The sequence below is a fragment of the Thermobacillus composti KWC4 genome (assembly GCF_000227705.2).
GTDB classification, from domain to species: Bacteria; Bacillota; Bacilli; order Paenibacillales; family Paenibacillaceae; genus Thermobacillus; species Thermobacillus xylanilyticus.
On sequence record NC_019897.1, the window covers coordinates 1,488,057 to 1,503,865 of the forward strand.

Sequence of the window (15,809 nt, forward strand, 5' to 3'; positions counted from 1 at the left end):
ACGCCGCGTCCGCAGAAAGAAAATGTGCAGCCTCCGGAAAGTTTGATTTGCTTTTTGGTCGGCCAACGCTTATACTGTGTGTAAGCGCCGGACGATCGGCGTGAATTTTAGGAGGTTGTTCATTTGAAAGGTACGGTAAAATGGTTTAACGCTGAGAAGGGTTACGGCTTCATTCAAGTCGAAGACGGCGACGACGTGTTCGTCCACTTCTCGGCCATTCAGGGTGAAGGGTTCAAGACGCTGGACGAAGGCCAGCTCGTCGAATTCGAAATCACTCAGGGCAATCGCGGACCGCAAGCGGCCAACGTCATCAAGTTATAAGAATGAACAACTTCTTATAATAGAAGATGCACGACACGAGCAAGGCCCCGGATCATCCGGGGTCTTTCTTGTTTGCCTCTTTTTGACCGGAAACCGCCGGCAGTGGTAAACTGCTGTATGGAATCAAGCCCGGGAGGATCATGACATGCCGAAGTTCAAACTGTTCAAAGACCGTAAGGGCAAGGCCGACCAGGCGCGGAACAACAAGTTCGTCAAGCTGGCGAGGGAAATCTACATGCACGCCCGCCGGGGCGGTCCGTATCCCGAAGCGAACCTTGCGCTGAAGAACGCGATCGCGAACGCCCGCGCGGAGCAGATGCCGATCGAGAACATCGAACGCGCGATCAAGCGCGCGACGGCGACCGCCGGGGGCGAAGATTACGAAGAAATCATCTACGAAGGGTACGGCCCGGGCGGCGTCGCCATCATGGTGAAATGTCTGACCGACAACCGGAACCGGACGGCGGCCGACGTGCGCGCCATTTTCAACAAGCGCGGCGGCAACATGGGCGAGTCGGGCTGCGTTTCGTACCTGTTCGATGAGAAGGGGCTGCTCGTCGTCAGCCGCGAAGCGCATGATATCGACGAAGATTCGATGCTGATGGCGGCGATTGATGCCGGAGCGGAGGACATTATCGTGAACGAGGACTTGTACGAGATCTTGACGGCTCCCGCCGATTTCATCAAAGTGAAGCAAGCCCTCGAAGGAAGCGGCCTGACGTTCGAGAGCGCCGGCATTCGCTGGCTGCCGCGAACGACGGTCAAGGTGGAGGGCGAGAACGCCGAGAAGCTGCTGAAAATGATGGACGCCTTCGACGACAACGACGATGTGCATGACGTGTTCGCCAACTACGAGATCGACGACGAAGAACTGGCCAAGCTCGGCGGATGACGGGCCGCATGGCGAAACAGGCTGTCGGATCCACGGAGACAGCCTGTCCGATTGTGTGCGATCAGGAAATGATCGTCAGAATTTCGTCGATCTCCTTGCGCGGGAGTCTGCCCGGCGTTTCGGCCGGATGGCCGAGGGCGATGACCATGTTGATCTGACGCGAATCGTCGATGCTCAGGAACGCTTTCAGCTGCTCTTCAGCCAGCAGCACCGGCCCCGTCATCGGGCAGGTGGCGAGCCCCATCGCGTGGGCGGCAAGCATCAGATTCATCGCCGCGAGGCAGCTGCTCTTGATCCCTTCTTCGCGCCAGACTTCATCCGGCACGAGGCCGATGGGATCGAATATGCGCTCGCGGAACTTCGACTGGTACGGGGTGGCGAGGCAGACGACGAGCGCCGGCGCGTCCGAGAAGGCGGTCGCGTACGGCCCGAACGATTTCACGAGCAGCCGCGCTTCCCTCGCGAGCCCCCGCTCCTCGGCTTCCTTCGCCCGCGCGTGCAGCTGCTGCCAGGTCATGTCTTCAATGGCGCGGATCTTCTCGCGGTCCGTAACGACGATGAATTCCCAGGTCTGCGAGTTGGTGTCGCTCGGCGCGTAGCGGGCGCAGTCGATCAGTTCGCGGATTTGCTCGGCCTCCACGGGTCGGTCCTGGAACTTGCGCACGCTGCGCCGGTCAAGCAAAATCTGTTTGAATGTCATGTAGTCCATTGTGTTGATCCATCCTTTCGTTCTCATTATAGGCGATTCGGTCCTGTTCGCCAACGGGATGATTGGTCGCGCTGGAATTATGCCGGATGTCATGGTACATTATTGGGTGGAGGTTCACAATGGGTGATTCATGGTTCGTCTACGATGAACGGCTGGGGATTGAGGTGCCGGATCTTGAACATGAGTGGGAGACGTACCCCCTGGAAGTGAGAAGCGCGATTCTCGAACGGTGGGAAACGATCCGCGGCCGCATCCCGGACCGGATATTGGCGCTGGAGCGCAGGATCCGCGAGCTGCAGCGGCAGCTCGACGAGGAAGAGGATTTCGAGACATCCTGCAGGCTCAACGCGGATATCGCGGAGCAGGCGAGCCGAATCAACGATCTGAACATCTGGTACCGCATCAATCAGACGATTGATTCGCGGCGCCACACCTGAAGGACGGAGGCGCCGCCGTTGAACGCGACACGGAAACATGGGAGCGGCATGCCGGCCGGACCCTTGAGGCTGATGTATCGGATGTACCGGCACGTGCTGCCCGCGGTGTACGATGAACTGGCGCGCTGGCGGGCGCGGGCGGAGGCGATCCCCGATCCGGAGCTGCGCACGCAGGCGCTGGCCAGCATGTCAAGCAAGCAGTTTCATTGCGAAGGCGGGGCGGTCTTCGCGGCGGCGGTCAACGATCGCCACGGAGAGCTTGTCCCGCTGATCGTCGCCCTGCAGACGATCAGCGATTATCTGGACAATCTGTGCGACCGCAGCACGTCGCTCGATCCCGACGATTTTCGTCTGCTGCACCGGGCAATGCTCGATGCGGTCGACCCGGATGCGGAGACGACCGATTACTATGCGCACCGCGCCGAACGGGACGACGGCGGCTACCTGGCGGCGCTCGTTGCCGCATGCCAGGAGAATATCCGCCGGCTGCCCGGCTATGCCAAGGTGCAGCCGCATGTCGCCCGGTTTGCCGGGCTTTACGGCGATCTGCAGGTGTACAAGCATATCCGCCGGGAGGAGCGGCTGGAAAGCCTTCACCGGTGGTGGGCGCTTCATCGGACGGACCATCCCGAATTGTATTGGAATGAGTTCGCGGCCGCGACCGGTTCGACGCTCGGCATGTTCGCGCTGTTCGTCGAGGCTTGCCGGCCGGATGTGACGGAACGGGACGCGGAGCGGATGGCGGGCGCCTACTTTCCTTATCTGTGCGGCCTGCACATCCTGCTCGACTATCTGATCGACCAGGAGGAGGACCGGCTTGGCGGCGATCTGAATTTCTGCAGCTATTATGAGAACGACGCGGAAATGTTGCAACGGATCGGATGGATCGCGGATCAGGCGCGCAAGGCGGCATGCCGGTTGCCGTCCAATAAATTCCATAAAATGGTAATTGAAGGGCTGCTTGCGGTCTATCTGTCCGACCCGAAGGCCGCGGAGCAGCCGGTCGTCCGCTTCGTCGCGCGCGAATTGATGCGAAACAGCCCGATGGCGCGGCTGTTCTTCCGGCTGAACGTGCTGTGGATACGGCGCCGCGCGAAGCCGCCGCGCTGAGGCGGCCGCCCATTGCATGGCTATCACACCAATTGAATACAGTACAGGGGGAATACGATGTCGGCAGTAAAACGCATTGCAGTAATGACGAGCGGCGGAGACTCGCAGGGGATGAACGCGGCGGTCCGCGCGGTTGTACGGAGCGCGCTGTTCCACGGCCTTGAAGTGTTCGGCGTGCAGCGGGGATATGCAGGGCTTCTGAAGGACGATCTGTTCCCGATGGATCTTCGCAGCGTGGGCGACATTATTCAGCGCGGCGGGACGATTCTGCAGACGGCCAGATGCAAGGAGTTCATGACGCCCGAAGGGCAGCAGCGCGGCGCGGAAGTGCTGAGAAGCCGCGGCATCGACGGCCTCGTCGTCATCGGCGGCGAAGGATCGTACCAGGGCGCCTACAAATTGAGCAAACTCGGCATCAAGACGATGGGGCTGCCGGGCACGATCGACAACGACATCCCGTTCACCGATTTCACGATCGGTTTCGATACGGCCGTCAGCATCGTCGTGGATGCCGTCAACAAGCTGCGCGATACGATGACGTCGCACGAGCGGGTGTCGGTCGTCGAAGTGATGGGCCGCCACAGCGGCGACATCGCGCTCTACGCGGGTCTCGCGAGCGGCGCGGAGACGATCATCGTGCCCGAAGTGCCCTACGACATCGATGCGATTGCCGGCCGGATGCATGACAATTTCAAGGCCGGGAAACGGCACAGCATCGTCATCGTGGCGGAAGGCGCCGCAAGCGGCAACGACATCGCCGAAGCGATCACCGCGCGCAGCGGCATCGAACCGCGGGTCACGGTGCTCGGCCATATCCAGCGCGGCGGCTCGCCGACGCACAACGACCGGATTCTCGCCAGCCGGCTCGGCGATTTCGCCGTCCGCAAGCTGATGGAAGGCGACTCGAGCAAAGGCTGCGGTATCGTGAGCGGCGAGTTGGTCGCGACGGACATCGAGACCGTCGTGAGCACGAAGAAGCCGTTCAACATGGATTTGTACAATCTGGCGCTTCGCTTGTCGCAATAAACCTGTGATTGACGCGAAAGGGCTGCACCCGATGCGGGTGCAGCCCTTCATTCTTCAGTACTGGACATTGGCCGTGTATTTGTTGCCCGCGTTCCAGATCATAAACTCGTCGACACCGGTATCGGCCAGCGCCCGGATCTGCGCTTCGACCTCGGCTTTGCCGTAGGGGATGTAGTGCCCCTTGCCGAGCCAGCTCGCCGTGAAATCCTGGATCCACGGCCGGATGACCGGCTTTGAGCTGCCGAGCGGCTCCAGCTTCTCGTGCGTGTCTTCCATGGCCCCCTTGATGGTGGCGTAAGGTTCCTTGTCCGGATCCTTCAGCCCGAACCAACCGGTGCTGTAGTGGCTCGGATAGACCATCGGACTGATGACGTCGACATGCTCCGATATCCGGACGAAATCCTGCCCGATGCCCTCCGCGGCCGGAACCGATGCGGCGTAGCCGAAAATATCGACCGATACGCGGACGCCGAGCGGTTCGAGCTCCTTCTTCGCATACTCCACGAAACCGCTTACGACATCGACGCGGCTCTCGTCGGTCTTGTCATAGGCCAGCTCATCAGCCCGTTTCTCGAAGCCTTCCGGAAAACGGACATAGTCGAACTGGATTTCCTTGAATCCGAGCTTTGCCGCTTCCTTGGCTACCGCAACGTTGTATTCCCATACTTCGCGGCGGTACGGATTGACGAAGCTTTCGCCCCGGCCGTTCTTCCATACGTTCCCGTCGGCCTTGCGGAACGACAGGTCGGGACGCTTCTCGGCGAGGACGGAGTCCTTGAACACGACGATGCGCGCGATCGGGTAGACCTCGTCCGCCTCGAGCCTGGCCATCAGCGCTTCCATGTCCTTGATGATCTTCTTCGTCGTGCCGAGTTCGGCGAGGTCCGGATTGACCGTCGGCCAGGTGATGTCCCCGTAGTCGTCCTTCACGTCAATGACCATCGCGTTCAGGTCGGTGCTGCGGACGAGCTCAAACAGCTGCTCCATGCGCGAGCCTCCGGCGCTGTGGGCCGTGACGTATATGCCTTTGATCTTCGGCGCGTCGGGCTGGGGATCGGTCTTTCCGCCGGACGGTTCGGCCGCTCCGTCCGTTCCGGGAGTCTCCGCGACGATCTCCCCGCCGCCCCTCTGCGGCAGCGCGCCCGCAAGACCGTCGAGGCCGCCGTTGCCGGACATCAGGCCGTGAAGCAGCAACAAGATCGTGAACAGGATATCCATGGTTTCTCCGCTCCCCGCAAGCTCTCTCTTGACATCATTAATATTATATTACAGGCAGTAACCTGCAGACAGAGGAATTTTGCGAGATTTTGCAGAATCTTGCCGTCCGGCGTCGAGATAAAAACAAGACGGGAACGGTCAAGCCGTTCCCGTCTTTAAAAATGGTCAATGCAGAAGCTTCTGTTTCTGCTGTTCGCAAATGCTGTGCTGCACAATCTCCAGCGCGTCTTCAGGCTCGAGCCTGTCGAATCCTTCGCGGAGCACGATGTTCATGTTCAGTTCTCTCCGCGTCAGAAACGGGAGAAGCTCGGGCGCATGCCTTTCGACAATTTGCCACAACGTCACCGTTGCCATTTCCACTTGCATCACCTTCCCCGAACGGATTCAAACCAATTACAGGGCCGGACGCAGGACGGAAAGCCCGGGTGCATTATCATTATAACATTCGATACTGGCAGTGAACAGCCGGAAATGAAAGGCAGCGTTCACACTTTGCGAAAATCGCCCATGACGCTGACGGTCTCGACGATGTTGACGAACGCCTTCGGATCGTGCTTGCGGATCATGGCGCGCAGGGTGGACAGCTCGTACCGGGTCGTGACGGTCATGAGCATCACCTTGTCTTCCCCGGTATAGCCGCCCTTGATCGGCACGATCGAGACGCCGCGCGGCAGGCGGCGGAGTTTCTCGAGCAGCCGGTACGGATCGCAGCTGATGATGAACGCCGTGACCTTGAGCTGGCGGATATGGATCATGTCGATCGCCTTGCCGCTCACGTACATCGACAGCAGCGAGTACATCGCGCCTTCCCAGTCTTCCGACATGAGCGCCTGGAGGAGGACGATGCTCATGTTCATCAGGAACAGCAGCATGCCGATCGGCACTTCGCGATGCCGCGTTACAATCGTCGCGATGATGTCGATGCCGCCCGACGAGCCGCCGTAACGCAGGGCAAGTCCGGCGCCGATGCCGAACGCGACACCGCCGAACACGGCCGCCAGGATCGGGTCGGCTGCCAGGGAATGGACCGGCGCAATCCGGATCAGGAAAGAGGTGACGGCGACGGCATAAATGCTCCAGGCGATGAAGGCATGGCCGAGCGCGAACCAGCCCCAAATTAAGATCGGAAGGTTCAGTGCAAAATAAAGGATGCCGGTATCGAGTCCCGTCGCGTAGCTGAGCAGCATCGACACGCCGGATACGCCGCCGGAGAGCAGCCGATGCGGAATGAGGAGAAAATTGAAGCCGAAAGCGATCAGGGCCGCGGCGCAAGTCATGACGAGCGCCGTCCAAACGCGGCGCGCGGCGTTCAAGGTCATCGCTCCTTTCCCGGTATGGAAACGGACGTCAACACCGCCTAGTATCGCCGATTTCCGTTCGCTGGTATTCGCGAGCTGACCTGTGCTATAATGAGTGGGATATTTTTTTAAAGAAGGCACAGTGGACAAAGGAGTTTGAGAAAGTTTGAAAACATTCGCTGAATTCGGCCTGGAGCCGAAAGTGCTGCAGGCCGTTACCGAAATGGGTTTCGAGGAATCAACGCCGATTCAGGCGAAAGCCATTCCGATTGCGATGAGCGGAGCCGACCTGATCGGACAAGCGCAGACGGGTACCGGGAAGACGGCCGCATTCGGCATCCCGCTCATCAGCAAGATTCCGCCGGAGGAAGAGCGGATCGTCGCCCTCGTCATGACCCCGACCCGCGAACTCGCGATTCAGGTGGCTGACGAATTGGGCAAACTCGCCCGGTACAAAGGCATCCGCACGCTGCCGATCTACGGCGGACAGGACATCGGCAGACAGATCCGCGCGCTGAAGAAGAAGCCGCAGATCATCATCGGCACGCCGGGACGGCTGCTCGACCACATCAACCGGAAGACGATCCGGCTGGACGATGTCCAAACGGTCGTGCTGGACGAAGCCGACGAAATGTTGGACATGGGCTTCATGGAGGATATTACGACGATTCTCAGCCTGGTGCCGGAAGAGCGCCAGACGATGCTTTTCTCCGCGACGATGCCTCCCAACATCCAAAAGCTTGCACAGCAATTCCTGCGCAACCCCGAGCATGTGTCGGTCATTCCGAAGAACATTACCGCTCCGAGCATTGAGCAGATCTACATTGAAGTGCATGAACGGGAAAAATTCGAGGCGCTCAGCCGGCTGCTCGACATGGAATCGCCCGATCTGGCGATTGTGTTCGGCCGCACGAAGCGCCGCGTGGACGAACTGAGCGAAGCGCTGCAGAAGCGCGGCTATTCCGCGGACGGGCTGCACGGCGACCTGTCGCAGAACCAGCGCGACACCGTCATGCGCAAGTTCCGCGACGGCAGCATCGATGTCCTCGTCGCGACGGACGTTGCCGCGCGCGGTCTCGACGTCTCCGGGGTTACGCACGTCATCAACTTTGACTTGCCGCAGGATCCGGAAAGCTATGTTCACCGGATCGGCCGTACCGGCCGCGCGGGCAAGGAAGGCGTCGCCTATACGTTCGTGACGCCGCGCGAGATCGACCATCTGCACTTCATCGAACGGGTGACGCGCCAGCGCATCGCGCGCCGTCCGCTGCCGAGCCTTGCCGAGGCGATCGAAGGGAAGCAGCGCGTGACGGCTGAACGGCTGATCGAGATCATCCAGCAGGACGATTTCGCCGAATACAAAGGCATCGCGATTCAGCTGCTGGAACAGTACGATTCGGTCCACCTGGTCGCGGCGGCGATGAAGCTACTGACCGGCGAGAAGAAGGATGTCGAAATCGAGCTGACGCCGGAAGATCCGATCCGCGCGAAGAAGCGCAGACCGGATATCCGTTCGAGCGGGCGCCGGTTTGGCGGTGCCGTCGGCGGTTACGGCGGAAGAAATTCCCGCAGCGGCGGCCGCGGCAACGGATACGGCGGCGGCAGAGGCGGATACGGCGATTCCGGGAGAGGCTACGGCCGCTCCGAGGGTGGCCGTCAGCGCGCAGGCGGACGCAGCTATGGCGACGTTCGCCGGTCGCGCGGCTGGTCCGAGGAATAACCAGGACCGGATAGGAACCGGGGCACCGGGAGGGCGCGTTCGCGGTGCCGTCTTCCGACGCCCCGGTGTTTCTTTCTATCTGATCCGCAGGGCAGAGGAGTCAGGATAACGGAGGGATTCAGCGATGGAAATGCGAGGCATGATGGGCGGCTTTTACAAAATATCGGAATGGATCATGCGGCTGTCGGTCACGAATCTGTTGTGGGTGCTCACGTCGCTGCCGTTCTGGTATCTTTTCTTCTTCGGCGTCATCGTTCCGTTGTCGAACACGGATCCGGTATGGGACCAGGTGTTCTCGGGGCTGCTCGTTTCCACAGTGGCGGTGCCGTTCGTGCTGTTCCCGGCGACATCCGCCATGTTCACGACGGTGCGCAAATGGGTGATGGGCGATGTCGATGTGCCGCTGCTCAAGACGTTTTTCCGCGGATACAAAGAGAATTACAAGGTCAGCATGTTCGGCGGCATTCTCTATTCGCTGATCTTCCTGGTCATTTTTCTTGACATCCGTTTCTACTTCAACGGCGCTCCGGGGATTGAGCTGATCTCTTACGTCTTCATGGGCATCGCGCTCCTGCTCGTCGTGTCGATGTTCAACTTCTTCTCCATGGTCGTGCACTATCATATGAAGACGCTTCAATTGCTGAAGAACGCCGTCCTCATCACGATCGGCCGCCCGTTCCGCTCGCTGTCGTCCGCGATTGCTGCCGCGGGCATCGCGTGGATCAGCATGCGCTTTACGTTTCTGCTGCCGTTCTTCAGCGCGGTCTTTATCGCTTATCTGTCCTTTTTCAATTTCTACCAGATCTATCTGAAGCTGAAGGAGCAGCAGGAGCGGCAGCAGCAGGAACAGCTGGAGGAAGCCGAAGAAGCGGAGACGAAGAATTGATATCCGGCGGTTTACTTTTGTCCGGGGCGGGGATATAATACGTAGTACATCCTGCGGTGTTCGTTACGGCCTCCATCGTTGTTTTGAACCAATGGCTGTTTCAAGGGAGACCTACATCGGAGCGCGGCTGACATGCCCCCGAAAGGGGACTTCAAAAACGTTCCTGCGGTCACCCACCTGCGAGTGCGGGTTCAGAAACACACAGGCCGGACGGCATTGGCGGGGGATTCCGACGCTCGTCAGCGGGCTTCAAGCGCCGTCTACGTAGGGCCTCCGGTGCTCCACGCGATGCATCCGGAGGCTCTCGCATGCCGGCAACCGTAATGGACGGTTTTCTCGGCCGTCTTTTCATGGTATCATAGGGGAAGCTGGAAAGAGACGCCGGAGGGGGAGACATTTGTTGAAGCGTACGTTGATCGGGCTGATTCGGAGCTTCGAACAGACCGGCGACCGGGCGAAGGACCCGTTGCTGAAATCCCATTATTACCGATTGTCGAAAGAGAAAGCCTGGGAAGAGATCGTCTCGACCCTGAAGAAGATGCAGGGGTACAAAGTGCTGCACGAAGTGGAATCGGTCGGCGAGATCGTGATGGAGAAGCGGACGGCGTTCGGCCGGACGATGGACATCACCGTATCGGTCATCGCGACGGGGCCGGTCACCTCGGCAGTCGACATTTACTCGGCATCGCGCGGATCGTTCGGCGATCTCGGCTCCAATTATCGGGTTATCCTTGACATCTACCGTACGCTGGACAAGAAATTGGCAGCCTACAAGACGGAATCGCCGTAACTTGAAAGCCGTTACGACATGCTGTCCGGTCGACAGATGCGGACGGCTTTTGTTTTGCACAGGCCGGACAGGGGGCCGGAAGAAGAAAACCGCCGGCTTCCCCGTGGGGCCGGCGGTTTCCGTCTCGGCGAATTACAGCAGCTCGCGGACGGCGGCAAGCGCCTTGTCGTAATCCGGATGCTCCGTCATCTCGCGCAGGTATTCGACATAACGAATCGTGTCGTTTCCGTCGATAACAAAAATAGCACGATAATCGAGGGCCAGTTCCTTGATGAATACGCCGTAAGCTTGTCCGAAGTTCCGGTCTTTGTAGTCCGACAGCATGACGACGCGGTCGACGCCGGCGGCGCCGCACCAGCGGGCTTGCGCGAACGGCAGGTCAACGCTGACGGTCAGCACGACAACGTTGTCGCCCAGCTTGGCCGCTTCTTCGTTGAAACGGCGCGTCTGCGCGTCGCAAACGCCGGTGTCGATGGACGGGACGACGCTGATCAGCTTGATCTTGCCGGCGAAGTCGGCGAGCGATACGGTTTCGAGCAGCGATTTGCTCAGTTTGAAATCGGGCGCTTTGTCGCCGGGCTTCAGTTCGGGGCCGATCAGCGTGATCGGGTTGCCTTTGAACAAGGCGGCGCCTGTACGTTCCTGGGTCATTTTCGAAACAACCTCCTTGCGAAAGTCGAGATTCAGCCTTCATTATAATCGTTCGCCGCGGCCATTGTCCAATCCATGGAAGCGAGGTTCACCGATGATTTTTCTGCGCTACGAAAGTTTTCGCGAATATTTGCGGATGTATCCCGTCACATCGGTCATTCTGGCCCTGAATTTGCTGGTGTTCATCGCGGATCTGGTGCTGCCGGGTGATCCGTTGTTCGAAGCGGGATTTTTCAGAATGATTCCGGTCTACGACCCCTACGGCCTGGTGGAACCGTGGCGGTACCTCACGTCCGTCTTCCTCCATGTCGGATGGGAACATCTGCTGTTCAACGGGTTTGCGCTCCTCGTGTTCGCGCCGCCGCTCGAGCGCCTGCTCGGACACGGCAGATACGCGGCGTTCTATCTGATGGCGGGAATCCTGGGGAATGTGTACAGCGCCGCGGTGCACGTCGGCGACTCGCACTTTGCGGCCGGCGCGTCCGGCGCGGTGTACGGCGTATTCGGCGCCTATCTGTATCTCGCCCTGTTCCGGAAGCGGGCGATGGACGAGGCGTCGCGCAAAACCGTCTACTCGATTCTACTGTTCGGATTGCTTTATTCGATCATATCCCCTAGAATTGATATCTGGGCTCATGTCGGAGGGTGCCTTGCCGGTTTTCTCATGCTGGGCATATTCGTGCAACGGCGGAGCAGGTGAAGGGGCTCAATGTGACTTGGGCGGGAGCAGGATCCGATGGAACTCAGGCAGTTGTATTATTTTGTGAAAGTGGCGAACCGCGAGCATGTGACGCGGGCGGCGGAAGAGCTGCACGTCGCGCAGTCGGCGGTCAGCCGGCAGATTCATCTGCTGGAAGAGGAGCTCGGCGTCAAGCTGTTCATCCCGAAGGGGCGCAATCTGCAGCTGACGCATGTGGGGAAGCTGTTCCTGAAGCGCGCCGAGGCGATCATCGCCGATCTGGAGCGCGCGATCGCGGAAATCCATGAACTGACCGATCCGGAGAACGGGGAGGTCAGATTCGGCTTCCCGCATAGTCTGGGCACGCATCTGGTGCCGACGGTGATCGCGAAGTTCCGCAAGCTCCACCCCGGCGTACGGTTCCATTTCCAACAGGGCACGTATGCTTCGCTGGTCCGGGACGTGCTGTCGGGCGAAATCGATCTGGCGTTCATTTCGCCGCTGCCGGAGAAGGATGACCTGCTGTGCGGCCATGCGGTGCTGAAGGAGAAACTGCTGGCTGTCCTGCCGCGCCACCATCGGCTGGCCGGCGAGCCGGTGATCGAGCTTTCGCAGCTCAAGGATGAGCCGTTTGTACTGTTCCGCGAAGGATATTCGCTCCGACCGATCGTCTGGGAGGCGTGTCTTCAGGCCGGCTTTACGCCGAAGATCGCCTTTGAAGGCGAAGAGACGGATACGATCCGGGGACTCGTGGCGGCCGGCATGGGCGTAAGTCTCTTGCCGGAGATGGCGCTCGAGCAGACCGGACCGCTCATGCCGGTCAAGATCGAGCTGAAGGAGCCGGTTACGCGGACCATCGGCATCATTCACCGTGCGGACGAGCCGATGCCGCTCGTCGCGCGCGTGTTTCACAAATATCTGCTGGATTATTTTCACAAGGAATATGGTCCTGCAACCTGAGCAATACGGCTGCTGCATAAAAGAGGGCTGCCGGCGTCCATCGGACGCTGGCAGCCCTCTCGAATTTGCTCGGCCATTGCGAGGCGTCATTCTTCCCGGGCCGACGTGAAAATCATGATGTACTTGAGCAGCTCGAGCAGCGCGATCAGCGCCGCCGCCACATACGTCCACGCGGCGGCATTCAGCACTTTCGCCACGCCGCGCTCCTCTTCGTGCGTAATGAACCCTTCCGCAATCATCAGATCCCGCGCCCGGCTGCTGGCGTTGAACTCGACCGGCAGCGTCACGAGCTGGAAGGCGACCGCCGCGGAGAAGAAGATGATGCCGAAACCGATCAGGTTCAGCGCGTTGAACAAGAAGCCCGCGATCAGCAGGAACGGCGCGATGCCGGATGCGAACCGGACAACCGGGAACATGCGGTGGCGGAGCACCAGCATCGGATAGTGCTGTGCGTGCTGGATGGCGTGTCCGACCTCGTGGCAGGCGACGGACACGGCCGAGATCGAACGCTCATAATAAACCGGTTCGGACAGCCGCACGACGCGCTGGATCGGATCGTAGTGGTCGGTCAGCACGCCGCGTACCGGTTCGATCGGCACATCGTGGAGCCCTTGCGAATCGAGCATGCGCCGCGCCGCTTCATATCCGGTCAGTCCGCGCATGTTGGGCACTTCCGCCCAGCGGTTGAACGTTCCCTTGACGCGGAACTGCGCCCAGAGCGAGATGCCAAACGCGATGAAAATCAGGAAATCCATCGGGTGAAAAAAGCCAATCAAGTGAACCCCTCCGTTTCGTTAAGTCAAACCCATGCAACATGCCGGCAAAACGGCTGACGCTGTCTTTACGGGATGGCGAGTCCGTTTTGCGTTGAAAGATAAGCCTGTTTATAGGCTATAAAGCGAGCAGCTCATAAATGCTTTTCTTATTCCTTACAGAATGGTGGCTTTGTCAATGAGCAGCAGCAATGCTTCGACGCAGGCGGCGGTCTGCGGCATGAGACGCTTGCAGACGCTGCGGGCCTGGTGCGGCTTCAGCCGGCTGAGCACCGGTTCCAGTTCCTTCACCTCGCGCTGCAGTTTGCTCAGCGACAGCTGCAGGTCCGTCAGCTTGCGGCTGATCTGCTCCTCGGAGGAAATGCGCTTCCAACCGTCGAGCATCTCCTTGATCTCTTCAAGCGTATATTTTTCTTTCTTCAACTGTTCAATACGTTTCAGCCGTTCGATCGTTTCAGGACCATACAGCCGATAGTTGCCGGCGGTCCGTTTCGCGGGGCGGATCAGGCCGATCGTCGTATAGAAATCGATGGTGCGCGGGCTGACGTTGGCCTTCGCCGCGAGCTCTCCGATGCGGAACAAGTTCTGGTCCAAAGCTCTCACCACCCTTCCGACGTCGAACGCTCTCTAAATAGTTATGATAACCAATCCCCGGCCATACAGTCAAACGTGATGCTTTGCCGTTCGGAATGGCAAATCCTATGTCAGATTATCATACATAATGTTTAAGAGACGATGGGGACGACAGGCGGAAGCCGATCCGCAAAAGCGAAGATTCGGAGGAAGACAGCCGGTAAATCGATGATGAATACGTAAAAAAACTTAACGTTGACGGCGGATATATAGACGAACGTTAGATTTTTTTGCACTTTTCACCCAAAAACCGAAAAATGATTATTGTCAAAGTGAGACGTTCTGACTATAATGACATTAAGTCTTTCCCGTAATGTAAGAATAAATAACATGGGAGTGGTCAACATGGTGAAAAAACTGACACTCGCTGCAGGCGTGCTGCTATGCCTGTTCCCGGCCATGGCGCTTGCAGCACCGTCGACCGCGCTGCTGGACATGGGGCTCAACACGCTCTGGGTCCTGCTCGCCGGCGTCCTCGTCCTCCTCATGCAAGGCGGCTTCATCCTGCTGGAAACCGGTTCGACGCGGATGAAGAACGCCGGCCACGTCGCAGGCAAGACGATCTTCACGGTCGGCCTTGCATCGCTCGTCTACTGGGCGGTCGGCTACGGCATCGCGTTCGGCGAAGGCAACCTGTTCATCGGCCTGAGCGACTTCTTCTACTATCCGCCGCTGGTCGGCGCGGAAGGTGACGGATACGCGAACGCCGCGTTCTGGGTTTTCCAAACCGCGTTCGTCACGATCTCGCTGTCCATCGCATGGGGCGGATTCGCGGAACGCGCGAAACTTTCTTCTTATTTAATATTCACGCTGTTCTTCGCGAGCGTCATCTATCCGGTCGTTGCGCACTGGATCTGGGGCGGCGGCTGGCTGGCGGAAGACGGCGCGCAAGACTTCGCCGGTTCGACCGTCGTCCACCTGACCGGCGCGCTCGGCGCCTTCGCGGCAACCGTGCTGCTCAAGCCGCGGATCGGCAAATACAACAAGGACGGCTCGGCCAACCAAATTCTCGGCCACAACCAGGTGTACACGGCACTGGCGGTTCTGCTGCTCTGGGTCGGCTGGTTCGGCTTCAACGCGGGCTCCACGGTCGCGGTAGGCGACGGCTTCTTCGGCTATGTCGCGTTCAACACGCAGCTCGGCGCAGCGGCCGGCGCGGTTGCGGCCCTCCTGATCACCTGGATCGCGGCGGGCAAGGCTGACATCACGACGATGCTGAACGGCGCGCTGGCCGGTCTCGTCGCCATCACGGCATCCTGCGCATTCGTCGAACCGTGGGCGGCCGTCGTCATCGGTCTGATCGCAGGCATCGTCGTCTACTTCAGCCAGAAGATGTTCGACAAGCTGCGCATCGACGATCCGATCTACGCGCTCTCGGTGCACGGCGTGGCGGGCATCTGGGGCACGCTGGCCAATGGTCTTTTCGCGACGGAAGAACTGGCCGCGCAAGTCGGCGTCGGTCAAGGCGGCCTGTTCTACACGGGCAGCTGGTACCAGCTGTGGGTGCAATTCGAATCGGTTGTCGTCTGCGGCGCCTTCGTCCTCGTCGCTTCGTTCATCGTCCTGGGCATCATGAAAGCCCTGATCGGCTTCCGCGTCACGGAAGAACAAGAAATCATCGGCCTGGACCTGAGCGAACACGGCGTCTACGGTTATCCGGAACAAATGAAAAAAGCGCAAGATGCGCTGAACGCCTGATCCGTAAT

Annotated in this window: 17 protein-coding genes, 1 other RNA gene and 2 pseudogenes; 12 read left to right on the forward strand and 8 right to left on the reverse strand. The window is 59.5% G+C overall.

What is annotated here, in order from left to right; genetic code table 11:
• The first annotated feature begins 123 nt into the window (after positions 1-123).
• The gene (locus THECO_RS06900; RefSeq protein ID WP_015254327.1) at positions 124-321 is read left to right on the forward strand and encodes a cold shock domain-containing protein; all 198 of its coding nucleotides are present in this window, start codon (positions 124-126) and stop codon (positions 319-321) included.
• Between the two features lie 145 nt (positions 322-466).
• Positions 467-1,213, forward strand: a complete 747-nt coding sequence (locus THECO_RS06905) for a YebC/PmpR family DNA-binding transcriptional regulator (RefSeq protein ID WP_015254328.1) — start codon at positions 467-469, stop codon at positions 1,211-1,213.
• A gap of 61 nt (positions 1,214-1,274) precedes the next feature.
• Here THECO_RS06905 and THECO_RS06910 read toward each other — a convergent pair whose 3' ends face one another.
• Complete coding sequence (locus THECO_RS06910) at positions 1,275-1,922, reverse strand: nitroreductase family protein (protein WP_015254329.1); 648 nt, start codon at positions 1,920-1,922, stop codon at positions 1,275-1,277.
• Positions 1,923-2,041: 119 nt separating this feature from the next.
• Between THECO_RS06910 and THECO_RS06915 the strand changes: the two genes are divergently transcribed.
• From THECO_RS06915 to pfkA, 3 genes are read left to right on the forward strand one after another with little or no spacing between them, the layout of a single operon-like run.
• Positions 2,042-2,359, forward strand: a complete 318-nt coding sequence (locus THECO_RS06915) for a hypothetical protein (RefSeq protein ID WP_015254330.1) — start codon at positions 2,042-2,044, stop codon at positions 2,357-2,359.
• A 48-nt stretch (positions 2,360-2,407) separates the two neighbouring features.
• Positions 2,408-3,469 carry a tetraprenyl-beta-curcumene synthase family protein gene (locus THECO_RS06920; RefSeq protein ID WP_041854264.1) on the forward strand — a complete coding sequence of 354 codons (1,062 nt, stop codon included), beginning with the start codon at positions 2,408-2,410 and terminating at the stop codon, positions 3,467-3,469.
• A 57-nt stretch (positions 3,470-3,526) separates the two neighbouring features.
• Positions 3,527-4,495 (forward strand): 6-phosphofructokinase, encoded by a 969-nt coding sequence (pfkA, locus tag THECO_RS06925; protein WP_015254332.1) that lies wholly within the window; start codon positions 3,527-3,529, stop codon positions 4,493-4,495.
• Positions 4,496-4,549: 54 nt separating this feature from the next.
• Here the strand turns inward: pfkA and THECO_RS06930 are convergent, their stop codons facing one another.
• From THECO_RS06930 to THECO_RS06940, 3 genes are all read right to left on the reverse strand, one after another.
• The gene (locus tag THECO_RS06930) at positions 4,550-5,713 is read right to left on the reverse strand and encodes a putative glycoside hydrolase (protein WP_015254333.1); all 1,164 of its coding nucleotides are present in this window, start codon (positions 5,711-5,713) and stop codon (positions 4,550-4,552) included.
• Positions 5,714-5,878: 165 nt separating this feature from the next.
• Positions 5,879-6,079 carry a hypothetical protein gene (locus tag THECO_RS06935; protein WP_015254334.1) on the reverse strand — a complete coding sequence of 67 codons (201 nt, stop codon included), beginning with the start codon at positions 6,077-6,079 and terminating at the stop codon, positions 5,879-5,881.
• 119 nt (positions 6,080-6,198) lie between these two features.
• A complete protein-coding gene (locus THECO_RS06940; protein ID WP_015254335.1) occupies positions 6,199-7,026 on the reverse strand; it encodes a YitT family protein in 828 nt (275 codons plus the stop codon).
• Between the two features lie 151 nt (positions 7,027-7,177).
• Between THECO_RS06940 and THECO_RS06945 the strand changes: the two genes are divergently transcribed.
• From THECO_RS06945 to THECO_RS22700, 4 genes and pseudogenes are all read left to right on the forward strand, one after another.
• Entirely contained in the window at positions 7,178-8,731 is a 1,554-nt protein-coding gene (locus THECO_RS06945) for a DEAD/DEAH box helicase (RefSeq protein WP_015254336.1), read from the forward strand.
• A 124-nt stretch (positions 8,732-8,855) separates the two neighbouring features.
• The gene (locus THECO_RS06950) at positions 8,856-9,617 is read left to right on the forward strand and encodes a YesL family protein (RefSeq protein ID WP_015254337.1); all 762 of its coding nucleotides are present in this window, start codon (positions 8,856-8,858) and stop codon (positions 9,615-9,617) included.
• Between the two features lie 45 nt (positions 9,618-9,662).
• Positions 9,663-9,847: non-coding RNA, 6S RNA (gene ssrS / locus THECO_RS21040), on the forward strand.
• A gap of 260 nt (positions 9,848-10,107) precedes the next feature.
• Positions 10,108-10,305, forward strand: a pseudogene (locus tag THECO_RS22700) (DUF1499 domain-containing protein); the annotation flags it as partial.
• A gap of 29 nt (positions 10,306-10,334) precedes the next feature.
• Here THECO_RS22700 and THECO_RS22705 read toward each other — a convergent pair.
• Together THECO_RS22705 and tpx are read right to left on the reverse strand one after the other, a co-directional pair.
• Positions 10,335-10,373 (reverse strand): annotated as a pseudogene (locus tag THECO_RS22705) (hypothetical protein).
• A gap of 166 nt (positions 10,374-10,539) precedes the next feature.
• Complete coding sequence (tpx, locus tag THECO_RS06960) at positions 10,540-11,058, reverse strand: thiol peroxidase (protein WP_015254339.1); 519 nt, start codon at positions 11,056-11,058, stop codon at positions 10,540-10,542.
• 94 nt (positions 11,059-11,152) lie between these two features.
• Here tpx and THECO_RS06965 point away from each other — a divergent pair, with 94 nt between their 5' ends.
• Both THECO_RS06965 and THECO_RS06970 read left to right on the forward strand, forming a co-directional pair.
• Entirely contained in the window at positions 11,153-11,758 is a 606-nt protein-coding gene (locus tag THECO_RS06965; RefSeq protein WP_015254340.1) for a rhomboid family intramembrane serine protease, read from the forward strand.
• Between the two features lie 36 nt (positions 11,759-11,794).
• A complete protein-coding gene (locus tag THECO_RS06970; protein WP_015254341.1) occupies positions 11,795-12,697 on the forward strand; it encodes a LysR family transcriptional regulator in 903 nt (300 codons plus the stop codon).
• Positions 12,698-12,783: 86 nt separating this feature from the next.
• Here the strand turns inward: THECO_RS06970 and THECO_RS06975 are convergent, their stop codons facing one another.
• Positions 12,784-13,452, reverse strand: a complete 669-nt coding sequence (locus THECO_RS06975; RefSeq protein ID WP_041853839.1) for a zinc metallopeptidase — start codon at positions 13,450-13,452, stop codon at positions 12,784-12,786.
• 174 nt (positions 13,453-13,626) lie between these two features.
• Positions 13,627-14,064 carry a MerR family transcriptional regulator gene (locus tag THECO_RS06980; RefSeq protein WP_015254343.1) on the reverse strand — a complete coding sequence of 146 codons (438 nt, stop codon included), beginning with the start codon at positions 14,062-14,064 and terminating at the stop codon, positions 13,627-13,629.
• A 384-nt stretch (positions 14,065-14,448) separates the two neighbouring features.
• Between THECO_RS06980 and THECO_RS06985 the strand changes: the two genes are divergently transcribed.
• The gene (locus THECO_RS06985) at positions 14,449-15,801 is read left to right on the forward strand and encodes an ammonium transporter (RefSeq protein WP_015254344.1); all 1,353 of its coding nucleotides are present in this window, start codon (positions 14,449-14,451) and stop codon (positions 15,799-15,801) included.
• Positions 15,802-15,809 lie beyond the last annotated feature (8 nt).